Here is a 14094-nt window from a genome sequence, read left to right on the forward strand (position 1 = left end):
TTTTCCGTCGTAAATTTTGTATAAAAACAGCTAATCCTAGTTGACATTATATGAGTCAAAATGTTACTATAATCAAGGTTGCTCCTGAACGATGCTTTGGAGGATATTTATATGTCTTATCAAAAAGTGTCAAATGCTGAAAATGTAGTCGTTGGTCATAAACGAACATTGGAAGCAATCAAAAATGGTATAGTTAAAGAAGTTGTTATTGCAGAAGATGCTGATGTGCGGTTAACCCATGTTATCATTCGCACTGCTTTGCAACATAACATACCCATAACAAAAGTTGAATCAGTTCGTAAGCTTGGAAAAGTTTCGGGGATTCAAGTGGGAGCTTCAGCAATAGGAATAATAAGTTAAAACTGTTTTTGTGAGGAGAGAGCATTTGCTCTTCCTTGCAAAAACTTTGTTTTCAACTAATAATGAACCACCTGGATATGTGGTCATACAAACATGCGAAGGGAGGATAATCAAATGCCTACTATTAACCAATTAGTGAGAAATGGTCGTACTGATAAAGTATGGAAATCTAAATCACCTGCGTTAAACAAAGGTTTTAACTCTTTAAAGAAAAAATCAACTGATATCTCTGCACCTCAAAAACGTGGTGTATGTACTCGTGTTGGTACAATGACTCCAAAGAAACCTAACTCAGCGTTACGTAAATACGCTCGTGTACGTTTAACAAACGGTATTGAAGTTACAGCTTACATCCCAGGTATCGGTCATAACTTACAAGAGCATAGCGTAGTATTAATTCGCGGTGGTCGAGTAAAGGATTTACCAGGGGTACGTTACCACATCGTTCGTGGAGCGCTTGATACAGCTGGTGTTGACAAACGTATGCAAGGACGTTCTAAATATGGTACTAAGCGACCAAAACCTGCTAAAAAATAATAAACTTATAATGAAAGGAGGAACTCAATATGCCTCGTAAAGGACCTGTTGCGAAACGTGACGTGTTACCAGATCCAATGTACAATTCTAAGCTAGTAACACGCCTTATCAACAAAATGATGGTTGACGGTAAAAAAGGTAAATCTCAAACAATTCTTTATAACGCTTTCGATATCGTTCGTGAACGTTCAGATAAAGAACCAATGGAAGTATTCGAGCAAGCTCTTAAGAACATCATGCCTGTTCTTGAAGTACGCGCTCGTCGTGTTGGTGGTGCTAACTACCAAGTTCCAGTTGAGGTTCGTCCAGAACGCCGTACAACTTTAGGTCTTCGCTGGTTAGTAAACTATGCTCGTCTTCGTGGTGAAAAAACTATGGAAGAGCGTCTAGCTTACGAAATCTTAGATGCAGCTAACAACGCTGGTGCATCTGTTAAGAAACGTGAAGACACTCATAAAATGGCAGAAGCTAACAAAGCATTTGCTCATTACCGTTGGTAGGATTCAACGTAAAATAAATGTAAGCATAAACCGCTTTATTTGTCGCTTATGGAAGTGTGGAGAGGGAGAATGCCTCTCCCTTTCGTTGGGCGCTCGTTTTACATAATGAGGGTACTGGACACTGGCATATGTAACAATATAAAGTGGCTTTTTTGCTACTTAAAATAAAAAATCCAATCCATATATGGAAGGAGCAAGACACCAAATGACAAGAGAGTTCTCTTTAGAAAACACTCGTAATATTGGTATCATGGCTCACATCGATGCTGGTAAAACAACAGCAACTGAGCGTATTCTGTATTACACAGGACGTATTCATAAAATCGGTGAAACTCATGAAGGTGCATCTCAGATGGACTGGATGGAGCAAGAGCAAGAGCGTGGTATCACAATTACTTCTGCTGCAACTACAGCTCAATGGAAAGGTCACCGTGTAAACATCATTGATACTCCAGGACACGTAGACTTCACAGTAGAAGTAGAACGTTCTTTACGCGTACTTGATGGTGCGGTAGCAGTACTTGATGCACAATCTGGTGTAGAACCACAAACAGAAACTGTTTGGCGTCAGGCTACTACTTACGGTGTACCTCGTATCGTATTCGTTAACAAAATGGATAAGATCGGTGCAGATTTCTTATACTCTGTAGGAACAATCCACGATCGTTTACAAGCAAACGCACATCCAATTCAGTTACCAATCGGTGCTGAAGATGAGTTCAATGGTATCATTGATCTTGTTGAAGAGTGTGCTTACATGTACGGTAACGATTTAGGAACAGACATCGAGCGTGTCGAAATTCCTGAAGAGCACAAAGAACTAGCTGAAGAATACCGTGGGAAGCTTATTGAAGCGGTAGCTGAGCTTGATGAAGAAATGATGATGAAGTACCTAGAAGGTGAAGAAATCACTGTAGAAGAGCTTAAAGCTGGTATCCGTAAGGCTACAACTTCTGTAGAATTCTTCCCAGTAATCTGTGGTTCTGCATTCAAAAACAAAGGTGTTCAAATCCTGTTAGACGCAGTTATCGACTACCTACCATCTCCATTAGATGTACCTGCTATTAAAGGTACTCTTCCGGATACAGATGAAGAAGTAGAACGTAAGTCTAGCGATGAAGAACCATTCGCAGCTTTAGCATTCAAAATCATGACTGACCCTTATGTTGGTAAGTTAACGTTCTTCCGTGTGTACTCTGGTGTGTTAAACTCTGGATCATACGTGAAAAACTCAACTAAAGGTAAGCGTGAGCGTGTAGGACGTATCCTACAAATGCACGCTAACAGCCGTGAAGAGATTTCAACAGTTTACGCTGGTGATATCGCTGCTGCTGTAGGTTTAAAAGATACTACTACTGGTGATACTCTTTGTGACGAGAAGAGCCTTGTTATCCTTGAGTCTATGGAATTCCCAGAGCCAGTTATCTCTGTAGCTATCGAACCAAAATCTAAAGCTGACCAAGATAAAATGGGTACAGCATTATCTAAGCTTTCTGAAGAAGATCCAACATTCCGTGCTCACACTGACCAAGAAACTGGCCAAACTATCATTGCTGGTATGGGTGAACTTCACCTTGATATCATCGTTGACCGTATGCGCCGTGAATTCAAAGTCGAAGCAAACGTTGGTGCTCCTCAGGTAGCATACCGTGAAACTTTCCGCGCTGCTGCGAAAGTTGAAGGTAAGTTTGCTCGTCAATCTGGTGGACGTGGACAATTCGGTCACGTTTGGATTGAGTTTGCACCTAACGAAGAAGGTAAAGGATTTGAATTCGAAAACAAAATCGTCGGCGGTGTAGTTCCACGTGAATACATCCCAGCTGTTGGAGCGGGTCTTGAAGACTCACTTAAAAATGGTGTACTAGCTGGTTACCCACTAGTTGACATTAAAGCAGCATTAGTTGACGGTTCTTACCATGATGTCGATTCATCTGAGATGGCGTTCAAAATCGCTGCATCTATGGCACTTAAAGCTGCGGTTTCTAAATGTAACCCAGTAATTCTTGAGCCAATGATGAAAGTTGAAGTTGTAATCCCTGAAGAATACATGGGAGACATCATGGGTGACGTAACATCTCGTCGTGGACGTGTAGAAGGTATGGAAGCTCGCGGTAACGCACAAGTTGTTCGCGCTATGGTTCCACTTTCTGAAATGTTCGGTTATGCGACAGCATTACGTTCTAACACTCAAGGACGCGGAACATTCTCAATGACATTTGATCATTATGAAGAAGTACCGAAGTCTGTTTCAGAAGAAATTATTAAAAAAAATAAAGGCGAATAATTGATTTTTATCAATTGTTCGAGTATAACTACTTATGTAAGCTTAGAAAGTGGGACGTAAGTTTCACTTTCTAGTCTAAATATAAAATAACCTATATAAACTAAGGAGGAATTTAGAATGGCTAAAGCTAAATTCGAACGTTCTAAACCCCATGTTAACATCGGTACAATCGGCCACGTTGACCATGGTAAAACTACATTAACTGCTGCGATCACTACAGTTCTTGCAAAAGCTGGTGGTGCTGAAGCACGCGGATACGATCAAATCGACGCTGCTCCAGAAGAAAGAGAGCGCGGAATCACAATCTCAACTGCACACGTTGAGTACGAAACTGAAACTCGTCACTATGCACACGTTGACTGCCCAGGTCACGCTGACTATGTTAAAAACATGATCACTGGTGCTGCTCAAATGGACGGCGGTATCTTAGTAGTATCTGCTGCTGATGGCCCAATGCCTCAAACACGTGAGCACATCCTTCTTTCTCGTCAAGTAGGTGTTCCTTACATCGTTGTATTCTTAAACAAATGCGACATGGTAGACGACGAAGAGTTATTAGAATTAGTAGAAATGGAAGTTCGTGACCTATTATCTGAATACGGATTCCCAGGCGACGACATTCCTGTAATCAAAGGTTCTGCTCTTAAAGCTCTTCAAGGAGAAGCTGATTGGGAAGCAAAAATCATTGAATTAATGACTGAAGTTGATGCTTACATCCCAACTCCAGAACGTGAAACTGACAAACCATTCTTAATGCCTATCGAGGATGTATTCTCTATCACAGGTCGTGGTACAGTTGCAACTGGTCGTGTAGAGCGCGGAATCGTTAAAGTTGGTGACGTAGTAGAAATCATCGGTCTTGCTGAAGAGAATGCTTCTACAACTGTAACTGGTGTAGAAATGTTCCGTAAACTTCTTGACCAAGCTCAAGCTGGAGACAACATCGGTGCTCTTCTTCGTGGGGTTGCTCGTGAAGACATCCAACGTGGACAAGTTCTTGCTAAAACTGGCTCTGTAAAAGCACACGCTAAATTCAAAGCTGAAGTTTTCGTATTATCTAAAGAAGAAGGTGGACGTCACACTCCATTCTTCGCTAACTACCGTCCTCAGTTCTACTTCCGTACAACTGACGTAACTGGTATCATCCAATTACCAGAAGGTACTGAAATGGTAATGCCTGGTGACAACATCGAAATGACTATCGAACTTATCGCTCCAATCGCTATCGAAGAGGGAACTAAATTCTCTATTCGTGAAGGTGGACGTACAGTAGGTTACGGTGTAGTTGCTACTATCGTTGAGTAATCTTAACTGATATAAAAACCCCCCAAGGGATTTCCCCTTGGGGGGTTTGTTTGTGTTTATATAATGAATAGGATGATATCTTTGTGTTTTGACGAGTTTCTTCTATAGTATATAAAAACATTAAAACGAAACCCAAAAACTGTAAAATGAATTCTAGTAGATGAAAACTTGAAATTCTTTAAAGTGCCATGTATAATAGCAAAAGTAGAGAAAAGCAGATGCAAACAAAAAGATGCTTGCATCTAGACGAATAACATTGTATAATAGACAATGTTGGTCTTTGACTGCGATGAAGTGGAAGGTTGCTGACACACCCGGCCGCTTTGCCATGGCATGGTGTGGGGAAATTTCCATGGAGAAGGTCTATTTTAGAAATAGGCGAACGAAGGAGGGAAAATAATGGCAAAAGAAAAAATTCGTATCCGTTTAAAAGCTTATGATCACCGTATTCTTGATCAATCAGCTGAGAAAATTGTAGAAACAGCTAAGCGTTCTGGGGCAACAGTTTCTGGTCCGATCCCATTACCAACTGAGAAGACTATTTACACAATTCTTCGTGCTGTTCATAAGTACAAAGATTCTCGTGAGCAATTCGAAATGCGCACACACAAGCGTTTAATCGATATCGTGAGTCCTACTCCACAAACAGTAGATTCATTAATGCGTTTAGACTTACCGTCTGGTGTAGATATCGAAATTAAACTATAAATTATATAACTTAAAAATGTAGGAGGTGTAACTCATGACCAAAGGAATCTTAGGAAGAAAGATCGGTATGACTCAAGTATTTGCTGAGAACGGTGAGTTAATCCCAGTAACAGTTATCGCTGCTAATCCAAACGTTGTTCTTCAAAAGAAAACAACTGAAACTGATGGCTACAATGCAATCCAGTTAGGATTTGAAGATAAACGTGAAAAGTTAACTAACAAACCTGAACAAGGCCACACTGCTAAAGCATCTACAACTCCTAAGCGCTTCATTCGCGAAATCCGCGATGCAGACGTGGACGGATTAGAGGTTGGTCAAGAGGTAAAAGTTGAAGTTTTCGCTGCAGGTGAAATCGTTGACGTAACAGGAATTTCTAAAGGTAAAGGTTTCCAAGGTGTTATCAAACGCCACGGACAATCTCGCGGACCTATGTCTCATGGTTCTCGCTATCACCGTCGTCCAGGTTCAATGGGCCCAGTTGCTCCGAACCGTGTATTCAAAGGCAAAAAACTTGCTGGACGTATGGGTGGAGACCAAGTTACTATCCAAAACTTAGAAATCGTTCAAGTTGACACTGAGCGCAACTTATTACTAGTAAAAGGTAACGTTCCAGGTGCTAAGAAATCTCTTGTAGTTGTTCAAGGCGCTGTGAAGGTTAGCAAATAATTCACAATAGGAAGGAGGAATTCCAATGCCAAAAGTTACTGTATATAACCAAACTGGTTCACAGGTTGGTGAAATCGAATTAGCTGAAGCTATTTTCGGTATCGAACCAAATGAAGCTGTACTTTTCGAAGCTGTAATGATGCAACGTGCATCTTTACGTCAAGGTACACACAAAGTAAAAACTCGTTCTGAAGTTCGCGGTGGTGGTCGTAAACCATGGCGTCAAAAAGGAACTGGACGTGCTCGTCAAGGGTCTATCCGTTCTCCTCAATGGCGTGGTGGTGGTACGGTATTCGGACCTACACCAAGAAGCTATGCGTACAAACTTCCTAAGAAGGTTCGTCGTTTAGCAATTAAATCTGCATTAGCTACTAAAGTAGTTGAGAACAACATTGTAGTTCTTGAAGACCTAGTATTAAATGCACCAAAAACAAAAGACATGCTAGCAGTACTTAAAGGATTAACTGTTGAGAAGAAAGCTCTTATCGTAACTGCTGATGCAAACGAATCTGTAGAGTTATCTGCTCGCAATATCCCTGGAGTAACAGTAATCACTGCTGATGGCGTAAACGTTTTAGACGTGCTTCATCATGATAAGCTAATCATGACAAAAGCGGCAGTGGAAAAAGTAGAGGAGGTGCTTGCATAATGAGAGATCCTCGTGATATCATTAAGCGCCCAGTTATCACTGAACGTTCTATGGAAATGATGGCTGAAAAAAAATACACGTTCGATGTGGACGTTAAATCTAATAAAACAGAAGTTAAAGATGCTCTTGAAGCGATCTTTGGTGTTAAAGTAGAAAAAGTGAACATCATGAACTACAAGCCGAAAGCAAAACGCGTTGGTCGTCACGCTGGTTTTACTAGCCGTCGTCGTAAAGCAATCGTTAAGCTAACTGCTGACAGCAAAGAAATCGAAATCTTCCAAGGCGTTTAATTCTTACTAAAGAAGGAGGGAAATTGAGATGGGAATTAAAAAGTATAATCCAACTACTAACGGTCGTCGTAATATGACTACGAATGATTTCGCTGAAATCACGACTGACAGACCCGAAAAGTCTTTACTTGCTCCTTTAAGCAAGAAGGCTGGTCGTAATAACCAAGGTAAAATTACTGTACGTCATCAAGGTGGCGGACATAAGCGTCAATACCGTATCATCGACTTTAAGCGTAACAAAGATGGAATTCCAGGACGCGTTGCTACGATCGAATACGATCCAAACCGCTCTGCGAATATCGCATTAATTAACTACGTTGACGGTGAAAAACGTTACATTCTTGCTCCTAAATCTTTAGAAGTAGGTATGGAAGTTATGTCTGGCCCAGAAGCTGACATCAAAATCGGTAACGCATTACCATTAATCAACATTCCAGTAGGTACTGTTGTTCATAACATCGAGCTTAAGCCTGGTCGTGGCGGACAATTAGTTCGTTCTGCTGGTACATCTGCTCAAGTACTTGGTAAAGAAGGTAAATACGTACTTGTACGTTTAACTTCTGGTGAAGTACGTCTTGTATTATCTGCTTGTCGCGCTTCAATCGGTCAAGTAGGTAACGAACAACATGAACTTATCAAAATCGGTAAAGCAGGTCGCTCTCGCTGGTTAGGTAAACGCCCAACAGTTCGTGGTTCTGTAATGAACCCGGTTGATCACCCACACGGTGGTGGTGAAGGTCGTTCTCCAATCGGACGTAAGTCTCCAATGTCTCCATGGGGTAAACCAACTCTTGGATTCAAGACTCGTAAGAAAAACAAAGCGTCTGACAAATTTATCGTTCGTCGTCGTAAAAAATAATGGGATTGTAGTACGGTTCATTTCTAGAACCGTACGCCAATCACGAAGGGAGGCACCAAAATGGCTCGTAGCTTAAAAAAAGGACCATTTGTCGATGATCACTTAATGAGCAAAATGGAAAAATTAGTTGCATCTGAGCAAAAACAAGTTGTTAAAACTTGGTCTCGCCGTTCAACAATCTTCCCTCAGTTCATCGGACACACAATCGCTGTATATGATGGTCGTAAACACGTACCTGTGTACATCACTGAGGATATGGTTGGCCATAAGTTAGGTGAATTCGCACCAACTCGTACGTATAAAGGTCACCTTGCTGACGATAAGAAAACTAGAAGATAATGAGAGGAGGCACTTCAATGCAAGCTAAAGCAGTAGCGAGAACAGTTCGTATTGCTCCTCGTAAAGTTCGTTTAGTAGTAGACTTAATCCGAGGTAAGCAAGTGGGTGAAGCGATTGCTATCCTTAACCACACACCAAAAACTGCTTCTCCAGTTGTAGAAAAAGTTTTAAAATCTGCAATCGCAAATGCAGAGCACAATTATGAGATGGACATTAACAACCTAGTTGTTGAAAAAGTCTTCGTTGACGAAGGTCCAACGTTGAAACGTTTCCGTCCACGTGCAATGGGTCGTGCAAGCCAAATTAACAAACGCACAAGCCACATCACAGTTGTGGTATCAGAAAAGAAGGAGGGATAATCGATGGGTCAAAAGGTTAATCCAATTGGTCTTCGTGTCGGTGTTATCCGTGACTGGGAATCTCGTTGGTTCGCTGAGAAAGATTACGCTACATTATTACATGAAGACATCAAAATCCGTGAGTACATTAATGTACGCTTAAAAGATTCTGCTGTTGCTAAAGTAGAAATCGAACGTGCAGCAAATCGTGTAAATGTTACAATTCACACTGCAAAACCTGGTATGGTAATTGGTAAAGGTGGTACTGAAGTTGAAGCACTTCGTAAAGCTCTTAACCAATTAACAGGCAAGCGTGTACACATCAACATTTTAGAAGTTAAGAGAGCTGATCTTAACGCTAAATTAGTAGGCGAAAACATCGCTCGTCAATTAGAAAACCGTGTATCATTCCGTCGTGCACAAAAGCAAGTTATTCAACGTGCTATGCGTGCAGGTGCTAAAGGTATTAAAACACAGGTTTCTGGTCGTCTTGGCGGAGCTGATATCGCTCGTGCAGAATCTTACAGTGAAGGAACTGTTCCACTTCATACACTTCGCGCTGATATTGACTATGCAGCAGTTGAAGCTGATACAACATACGGTAAATTAGGCGTAAAAGTATGGATCTACCGTGGAGAAGTCCTTCCTACAAAAAAGAAAGCTTCTGAGGAAGGAGGAAAATAATATGTTAATGCCAAAACGCGTAAAATATCGTAGAGAGCATCGTGGTAAAATGCGTGGTCGTGCTAAAGGTGGAACTGAAATTGCTTTCGGTGAATTCGGTTTACAAGCACAAGCTGCTTCATGGATTACAAACCGTCAAATCGAAGCTGCTCGTCGTGCAATGACTCGTTACATGAAACGTGGCGGTAAAGTATGGATTAAAATTTTCCCTTCTAAACCTTACACTGCAAAACCTCTAGAAGTACGTATGGGTTCCGGTAAAGGGGCACCAGAAGGCTGGGTAGCAGTAGTAAAACCTGGGAAAATTATGTTCGAAATCGCGGGTGTATCTGAAGAGGTAGCACGCGAAGCATTACGTCTTGCAGCTCACAAGTTACCTGTGAAATGTAAATTCGTAAAACGTGAAGAAAATGGTGGTGAATCTAATGAAAACTAATGATATTCGTGAATTAACCACTGCCGAAATCGAAACAAAAGTTAAAGCTTTAAAGGAAGAGTTGTTTAATCTTCGCTTCCAACTTGCTACAGGACAATTAGAGAATCCAACTCGCATTCGTGAAGTGCGTAAAGCAATTGCTCGTATGAAAACTGTAGTTCGTGAAAGAGAGATCGGAATTAATCGATAAATTGAGGGGAGGTTTGCATAGTGAGCGAACGTAACCAACGCAAAGTTTATACTGGTCGTGTAGTGTCTGACAAAATGGACAAAACGATTACAGTTTTAGTTGAAACTTACAAAACTCATTCCTTGTACGGAAAACGTGTTAAGTATTCTAAGAAGTACAAAGCCCATGATGAGCAAAACCAAGCGAAACTTGGCGATATCGTTAAAATCATGGAAACTCGCCCGCTTTCTGCTACTAAGCGTTTCCGTTTAGTTGAAATCGTTGAAGAAGCGGTTATTATCTAAATAGACGAATCGGAATTTTTAGTCCGAAGGGAGGTTTCATAACATGATCCAACAAGAATCTCGTTTGAAAGTTGCTGACAACTCTGGTGCACGTGAACTTTTAACAATTAAAGTATTAGGCGGCTCTGGTCGTAAATATGCTAACATTGGTGACATTATCGTTGCTACGGTAAAACAAGCAACACCAGGTGGCGTTGTTAAAAAAGGTGACGTTGTTAAAGCAGTAGTAGTACGTACGAAGAGCGGAGCTCGTCGTCCGGACGGTTCTTACATCAAATTTGATGAAAACGCAGCGGTTATCATTAAAGACGATAAGAGCCCACGTGGTACTCGTATCTTCGGACCAGTAGCTCGTGAATTACGTGATAGCAACTTCATGAAGATCGTTTCTTTAGCTCCAGAAGTTCTATAATTTAAGGTATTGCCTTGCTAAGGAGGTGCAGAATTAAGATGCATGTAAAAAAAGGTGATAAAGTACAGGTAATCACTGGTAAAGACAAAGGAAAACAAGGCGTTATCCTTGTGGCTTTCCCAAAGCAAAACCGTGTTATCGTTGAGGGTGTTAACATCGTTAAAAAACACTCTAAGCCATCTCAATTAAATCCACAAGGTGGAATTATTACTAAAGAAGCACCTATTCACGTTTCTAACGTTATGATTTTAGATCCGAAAACAGGTGAACCTACTCGCGTAGGCTTCAAAGTAGAAGATGGTAAAAAAGTTCGTATTGCAAAAAAATCTGGTGAATTATTAGATAAATAATTTTCTTAAGAAAGGAGGTCACTTCATTGAATCGCCTTAAAGAGAAGTTCCAAAAGGAAATTACTCCTGCTCTAGTGAGCAAGTTTAACTATAAATCTGTGATGGAAGTACCGAAAATCGAAAAGATCGTAATCAACACTGGTGTTGGTGACGCGGTATCTAACTCAAAAGCTTTAGACAATGCAGTAGAAGAATTAACACAAATCGCAGGTCAAAAACCTGTTGTAACTCGTGCTAAAAAATCAATCGCTGGTTTCCGTCTTCGTGAAGGTATGCCAATCGGTGCGAAAGTAACTTTACGCGGCGAGCAAATGTATGAGTTCTTCGACAAATTAGTATCGGTTTCTTTACCACGTGTACGTGATTTCCGTGGTGTTTCTAAGAAATCATTCGATGGTCGTGGGAACTACACATTAGGTGTTAAAGAGCAACTTATCTTCCCTGAGATTGATTATGATAAAGTAAGCAAAGTACGCGGTATGGACATCGTAATCGTTACTACAGCGAAAACTGATGAAGAAGCTCGTGAACTTTTAACACAATTCGGTATGCCATTCCAAAAATAATGGAAGCCAACGCTAAGTAGAGGAGGCGAAAACGTGGCTAAAAAATCTATGATAGCGAAACAAAAGCGTACTCCTAAGTTTAAAGTACAAGAGTATACACGTTGCGAACGCTGCGGTCGTCCGCATTCTGTATACCGCAAATTTAAACTTTGCCGTATTTGTTTCCGTGAACTTGCATATAAAGGTCAAATTCCTGGTGTTAAAAAAGCTAGTTGGTAAAACCCACAAATGGGAAGGAGGTAAAACACATGGTGATGACAGATCCAATTGCAGACATGCTTACTCGCATCCGTAATGCGAACATGGTACGTCATGAGAAATTAGAGGTTCCTGCTTCTAAAATCAAAAAAGAGATCGCTGAACTTTTAAAACGTGAAGGTTTCATTCGTGATGTAGAATACATCGAGGATAACAAACAAGGTATCCTTCGTATTTTCCTGAAATATGGTGCAAACAATGAACGTGTAATCACTGGATTAAAACGTATCAGTAAACCTGGCTTACGCGTTTACGCTAAAGCTGACGAAGTACCACGTGTACTTAACGGATTAGGTATCGCTCTTGTTTCTACATCTAAGGGAGTAATGACAGACAAAGACGCTCGTCAATTACAAACTGGTGGAGAAGTAGTAGCATACGTTTGGTAATATATATTTAAAACGAACGGAGGTGTGACCACATGTCTCGTATTGGTAAAAAGATTCTTGAAATCCCTGCAGGTGTTACTATTACAATTGCAGAAGACAATACTGTAACAGTAAAAGGCCCTAAAGGTGAATTAACTCGTAAATTCAATGCTGATATGTCTATCAAAATTGAAGAAAATACACTAACAGTTGAGCGTCCATCTGAACAGAAGGAACACCGTGCATTACACGGTACAACTCGTGCTTTAATCGGAAACATGGTTGAAGGTGTAACTGCAGGTTTCGCACGCGGACTTGAATTAGTCGGTGTTGGTTACCGTGCTCAAAAACAAGGAGATAAACTTGTTTTAAGCGTAGGTTATTCTCATCCAGTAGAAATGACTCCGGAAGCAGGTCTTGAAGTTGAAGTACCTGCACCAACTAAAATCGTAATTAAAGGTATCGACAAGCAACGTGTTGGCGAATTTGCTGCTAACATCCGTGCTGTACGTGCTCCTGAGCCTTACAAAGGTAAAGGTATTCGTTACGAAGGCGAAGTTGTTCGTCGTAAAGAAGGTAAAACTGCTAAGTAAACCCGTTAGGTGAGAGAAAGGAGTGACAAGAAAATGATCACTAAAGCTGATAAAAATGCGACTCGTAAGAAAAGACATGCACGTGTACGTGCTAAACTTACTGGTACTGCAGAGCGTCCACGTTTAAACGTGTTCCGTTCTAACCAACATATTTACGCTCAAGTTATTGATGATGTGAATGGTGTAACGTTAGTAAGTGCATCTACTCTTGATAAAGACCTTGCTCTTAACGGTACTAGCAATACTGAAGCTGCTACGAAAGTTGGAGAATCAGTTGCTAAGCGTGCTGTAGAGAAAGGCGTTAAAGAAGTAGTATTTGATCGCGGTGGTTACTTATACCATGGCCGTGTTAAAGCTCTAGCTGAAGCTGCTCGTGAGGCTGGATTACAATTTTAATGGTCAAAGGAGGGAAAATTGATGCATCGCATTGACCCAAGTAAATTAGAACTTGAAGAACGTGTAGTTACGATAAATCGTGTCGCGAAAGTTGTTAAGGGTGGTCGTCGTTTCCGCTTTGCTGCACTAGTTGTAGTTGGCGATAAAAACGGTCATGTTGGATTCGGTACTGGTAAAGCACAAGAGGTACCAGACGCAATTCGCAAAGCTATCGAAGACGCTAAGAAAAATTTAATCGCTGTACCATTAGTTGGTACAACAATTCCACACACAATCAACGGTCACTTTGGAGCTGGTGAAGTATTCTTAAAACCTGCTGCTGAGGGTACTGGTGTTATTGCTGGTGGACCTGTTCGTGCGGTTCTTGAATTAGCTGGTGTACAAGACATTCTTTCGAAATCTCTTGGTTCTAACACACCAATCAACATGATTCGCGCTACTGTGAACGGATTAAGCGAACTTAAGCGCGCTGAAGATGTTGCAAAATTACGCGGTAAATCTGTAGAAGAGCTACTAGGTTAAGGAGGGAAAACAAATGGCGAAAAAGTTAGAAATTACCCTCACTCGTAGTGTAATTGGTCGTCCACAAGATCAACGTGCGACGGTAGAAGCTTTAGGTCTTAAAAAGTTGAATTCAACTGTAGTTAAGGAAGAAACTCCTGCTATTCTTGGTATGATCAACAAAGTTTCTCACCTTTTAACTGTAAAAGAAGCTTAAGGA

The 14094-nt window shown here is 40.9% G+C and carries 25 protein-coding genes; all 25 read left to right on the forward strand.

Going from position 1 to position 14094, the window contains the following annotated elements; all coding sequences use genetic code 11:
* Positions 1-111: 111 nt before the first annotated feature.
* The 25 genes from JFU02_RS19785 to rpmD all read left to right on the forward strand — a co-directional run bounded on the left by JFU02_RS19785 (position 112) and on the right by rpmD (position 14091).
* Positions 112-360: a 50S ribosomal protein L7ae-like protein gene (locus tag JFU02_RS19785; RefSeq protein ID WP_000121833.1), complete on the forward strand. Its 249-nt coding sequence runs from the start codon at positions 112-114 to the stop codon at positions 358-360.
* 114 nt (positions 361-474) lie between these two features.
* On the forward strand, positions 475-897 hold the full coding sequence (rpsL, locus tag JFU02_RS19790) for a 30S ribosomal protein S12 (RefSeq protein ID WP_001142341.1): 423 nt from the start codon (positions 475-477) through the stop codon (positions 895-897).
* 29 nt (positions 898-926) lie between these two features.
* Positions 927-1397 carry a 30S ribosomal protein S7 gene (gene rpsG, locus JFU02_RS19795; protein WP_001137492.1) on the forward strand — a complete coding sequence of 157 codons (471 nt, stop codon included), beginning with the start codon at positions 927-929 and terminating at the stop codon, positions 1395-1397.
* A 205-nt stretch (positions 1398-1602) separates the two neighbouring features.
* The gene (gene fusA, locus JFU02_RS19800; RefSeq protein ID WP_000196384.1) at positions 1603-3681 is read left to right on the forward strand and encodes an elongation factor G; all 2079 of its coding nucleotides are present in this window, start codon (positions 1603-1605) and stop codon (positions 3679-3681) included.
* Positions 3682-3798: 117 nt separating this feature from the next.
* Positions 3799-4986, forward strand: a complete 1188-nt coding sequence (tuf, locus tag JFU02_RS19805) for an elongation factor Tu (RefSeq protein WP_001029617.1) — start codon at positions 3799-3801, stop codon at positions 4984-4986.
* Between the two features lie 399 nt (positions 4987-5385).
* Complete coding sequence (rpsJ, locus tag JFU02_RS19810; protein ID WP_001040595.1) at positions 5386-5694, forward strand: 30S ribosomal protein S10; 309 nt, start codon at positions 5386-5388, stop codon at positions 5692-5694.
* Between the two features lie 34 nt (positions 5695-5728).
* On the forward strand, positions 5729-6361 hold the full coding sequence (gene rplC / locus JFU02_RS19815; protein WP_000160209.1) for a 50S ribosomal protein L3: 633 nt from the start codon (positions 5729-5731) through the stop codon (positions 6359-6361).
* Positions 6362-6386: 25 nt separating this feature from the next.
* Positions 6387-7010: a 50S ribosomal protein L4 gene (rplD, locus tag JFU02_RS19820; RefSeq protein WP_001127258.1), complete on the forward strand. Its 624-nt coding sequence runs from the start codon at positions 6387-6389 to the stop codon at positions 7008-7010.
* A complete protein-coding gene (gene rplW, locus JFU02_RS19825; RefSeq protein ID WP_001205558.1) occupies positions 7010-7300 on the forward strand; it encodes a 50S ribosomal protein L23 in 291 nt (96 codons plus the stop codon). The genes rplD and rplW overlap by 1 nt, the downstream gene beginning before the upstream one ends.
* Before the next feature lie 28 nt (positions 7301-7328).
* Positions 7329-8159: a 50S ribosomal protein L2 gene (gene rplB / locus JFU02_RS19830; RefSeq protein ID WP_000511583.1), complete on the forward strand. Its 831-nt coding sequence runs from the start codon at positions 7329-7331 to the stop codon at positions 8157-8159.
* 60 nt (positions 8160-8219) lie between these two features.
* On the forward strand, positions 8220-8498 hold the full coding sequence (rpsS, locus tag JFU02_RS19835) for a 30S ribosomal protein S19 (RefSeq protein WP_000124454.1): 279 nt from the start codon (positions 8220-8222) through the stop codon (positions 8496-8498).
* 17 nt (positions 8499-8515) lie between these two features.
* Positions 8516-8857 carry a 50S ribosomal protein L22 gene (gene rplV, locus JFU02_RS19840; RefSeq protein WP_001148024.1) on the forward strand — a complete coding sequence of 114 codons (342 nt, stop codon included), beginning with the start codon at positions 8516-8518 and terminating at the stop codon, positions 8855-8857.
* Between the two features lie 3 nt (positions 8858-8860).
* Positions 8861-9520, forward strand: coding sequence for a 30S ribosomal protein S3 (rpsC, locus tag JFU02_RS19845; RefSeq protein ID WP_000529956.1), 660 nt, complete (start codon positions 8861-8863; stop codon positions 9518-9520).
* A gap of 1 nt (position 9521) precedes the next feature.
* Positions 9522-9956: a 50S ribosomal protein L16 gene (gene rplP / locus JFU02_RS19850; RefSeq protein ID WP_000928969.1), complete on the forward strand. Its 435-nt coding sequence runs from the start codon at positions 9522-9524 to the stop codon at positions 9954-9956.
* Positions 9946-10146: a 50S ribosomal protein L29 gene (gene rpmC / locus JFU02_RS19855; protein ID WP_000855718.1), complete on the forward strand. Its 201-nt coding sequence runs from the start codon at positions 9946-9948 to the stop codon at positions 10144-10146. The genes rplP and rpmC overlap by 11 nt, the downstream gene beginning before the upstream one ends.
* Positions 10147-10166: 20 nt before the next feature.
* Positions 10167-10430, forward strand: coding sequence for a 30S ribosomal protein S17 (gene rpsQ / locus JFU02_RS19860; RefSeq protein WP_000004106.1), 264 nt, complete (start codon positions 10167-10169; stop codon positions 10428-10430).
* A 43-nt stretch (positions 10431-10473) separates the two neighbouring features.
* Positions 10474-10842 carry a 50S ribosomal protein L14 gene (gene rplN / locus JFU02_RS19865; protein WP_000615912.1) on the forward strand — a complete coding sequence of 123 codons (369 nt, stop codon included), beginning with the start codon at positions 10474-10476 and terminating at the stop codon, positions 10840-10842.
* Positions 10843-10880: 38 nt separating this feature from the next.
* On the forward strand, positions 10881-11192 hold the full coding sequence (gene rplX / locus JFU02_RS19870; protein ID WP_000558200.1) for a 50S ribosomal protein L24: 312 nt from the start codon (positions 10881-10883) through the stop codon (positions 11190-11192).
* Between the two features lie 26 nt (positions 11193-11218).
* Positions 11219-11758 carry a 50S ribosomal protein L5 gene (gene rplE / locus JFU02_RS19875; protein WP_001080829.1) on the forward strand — a complete coding sequence of 180 codons (540 nt, stop codon included), beginning with the start codon at positions 11219-11221 and terminating at the stop codon, positions 11756-11758.
* 33 nt (positions 11759-11791) lie between these two features.
* Entirely contained in the window at positions 11792-11977 is a 186-nt protein-coding gene (rpsN, locus tag JFU02_RS19880; RefSeq protein WP_001085700.1) for a 30S ribosomal protein S14, read from the forward strand.
* 29 nt (positions 11978-12006) lie between these two features.
* Positions 12007-12405, forward strand: a complete 399-nt coding sequence (rpsH, locus tag JFU02_RS19885; protein ID WP_000245511.1) for a 30S ribosomal protein S8 — start codon at positions 12007-12009, stop codon at positions 12403-12405.
* 32 nt (positions 12406-12437) lie between these two features.
* The gene (gene rplF / locus JFU02_RS19890; RefSeq protein ID WP_000086551.1) at positions 12438-12977 is read left to right on the forward strand and encodes a 50S ribosomal protein L6; all 540 of its coding nucleotides are present in this window, start codon (positions 12438-12440) and stop codon (positions 12975-12977) included.
* Positions 12978-13010: 33 nt separating this feature from the next.
* Complete coding sequence (rplR, locus tag JFU02_RS19895) at positions 13011-13373, forward strand: 50S ribosomal protein L18 (protein ID WP_000628818.1); 363 nt, start codon at positions 13011-13013, stop codon at positions 13371-13373.
* A gap of 21 nt (positions 13374-13394) precedes the next feature.
* Positions 13395-13895, forward strand: a complete 501-nt coding sequence (gene rpsE / locus JFU02_RS19900) for a 30S ribosomal protein S5 (RefSeq protein ID WP_000554646.1) — start codon at positions 13395-13397, stop codon at positions 13893-13895.
* Between the two features lie 13 nt (positions 13896-13908).
* Positions 13909-14091: a 50S ribosomal protein L30 gene (rpmD, locus tag JFU02_RS19905; RefSeq protein ID WP_001085233.1), complete on the forward strand. Its 183-nt coding sequence runs from the start codon at positions 13909-13911 to the stop codon at positions 14089-14091.
* The last annotated feature ends 3 nt before the right edge of the window (positions 14092-14094 follow it).

This window comes from Bacillus sp. TH13 (genome assembly GCF_016651175.1).
Taxonomy (GTDB): domain Bacteria; phylum Bacillota; class Bacilli; order Bacillales; family Bacillaceae_G; genus Bacillus_A; species Bacillus_A thuringiensis_S.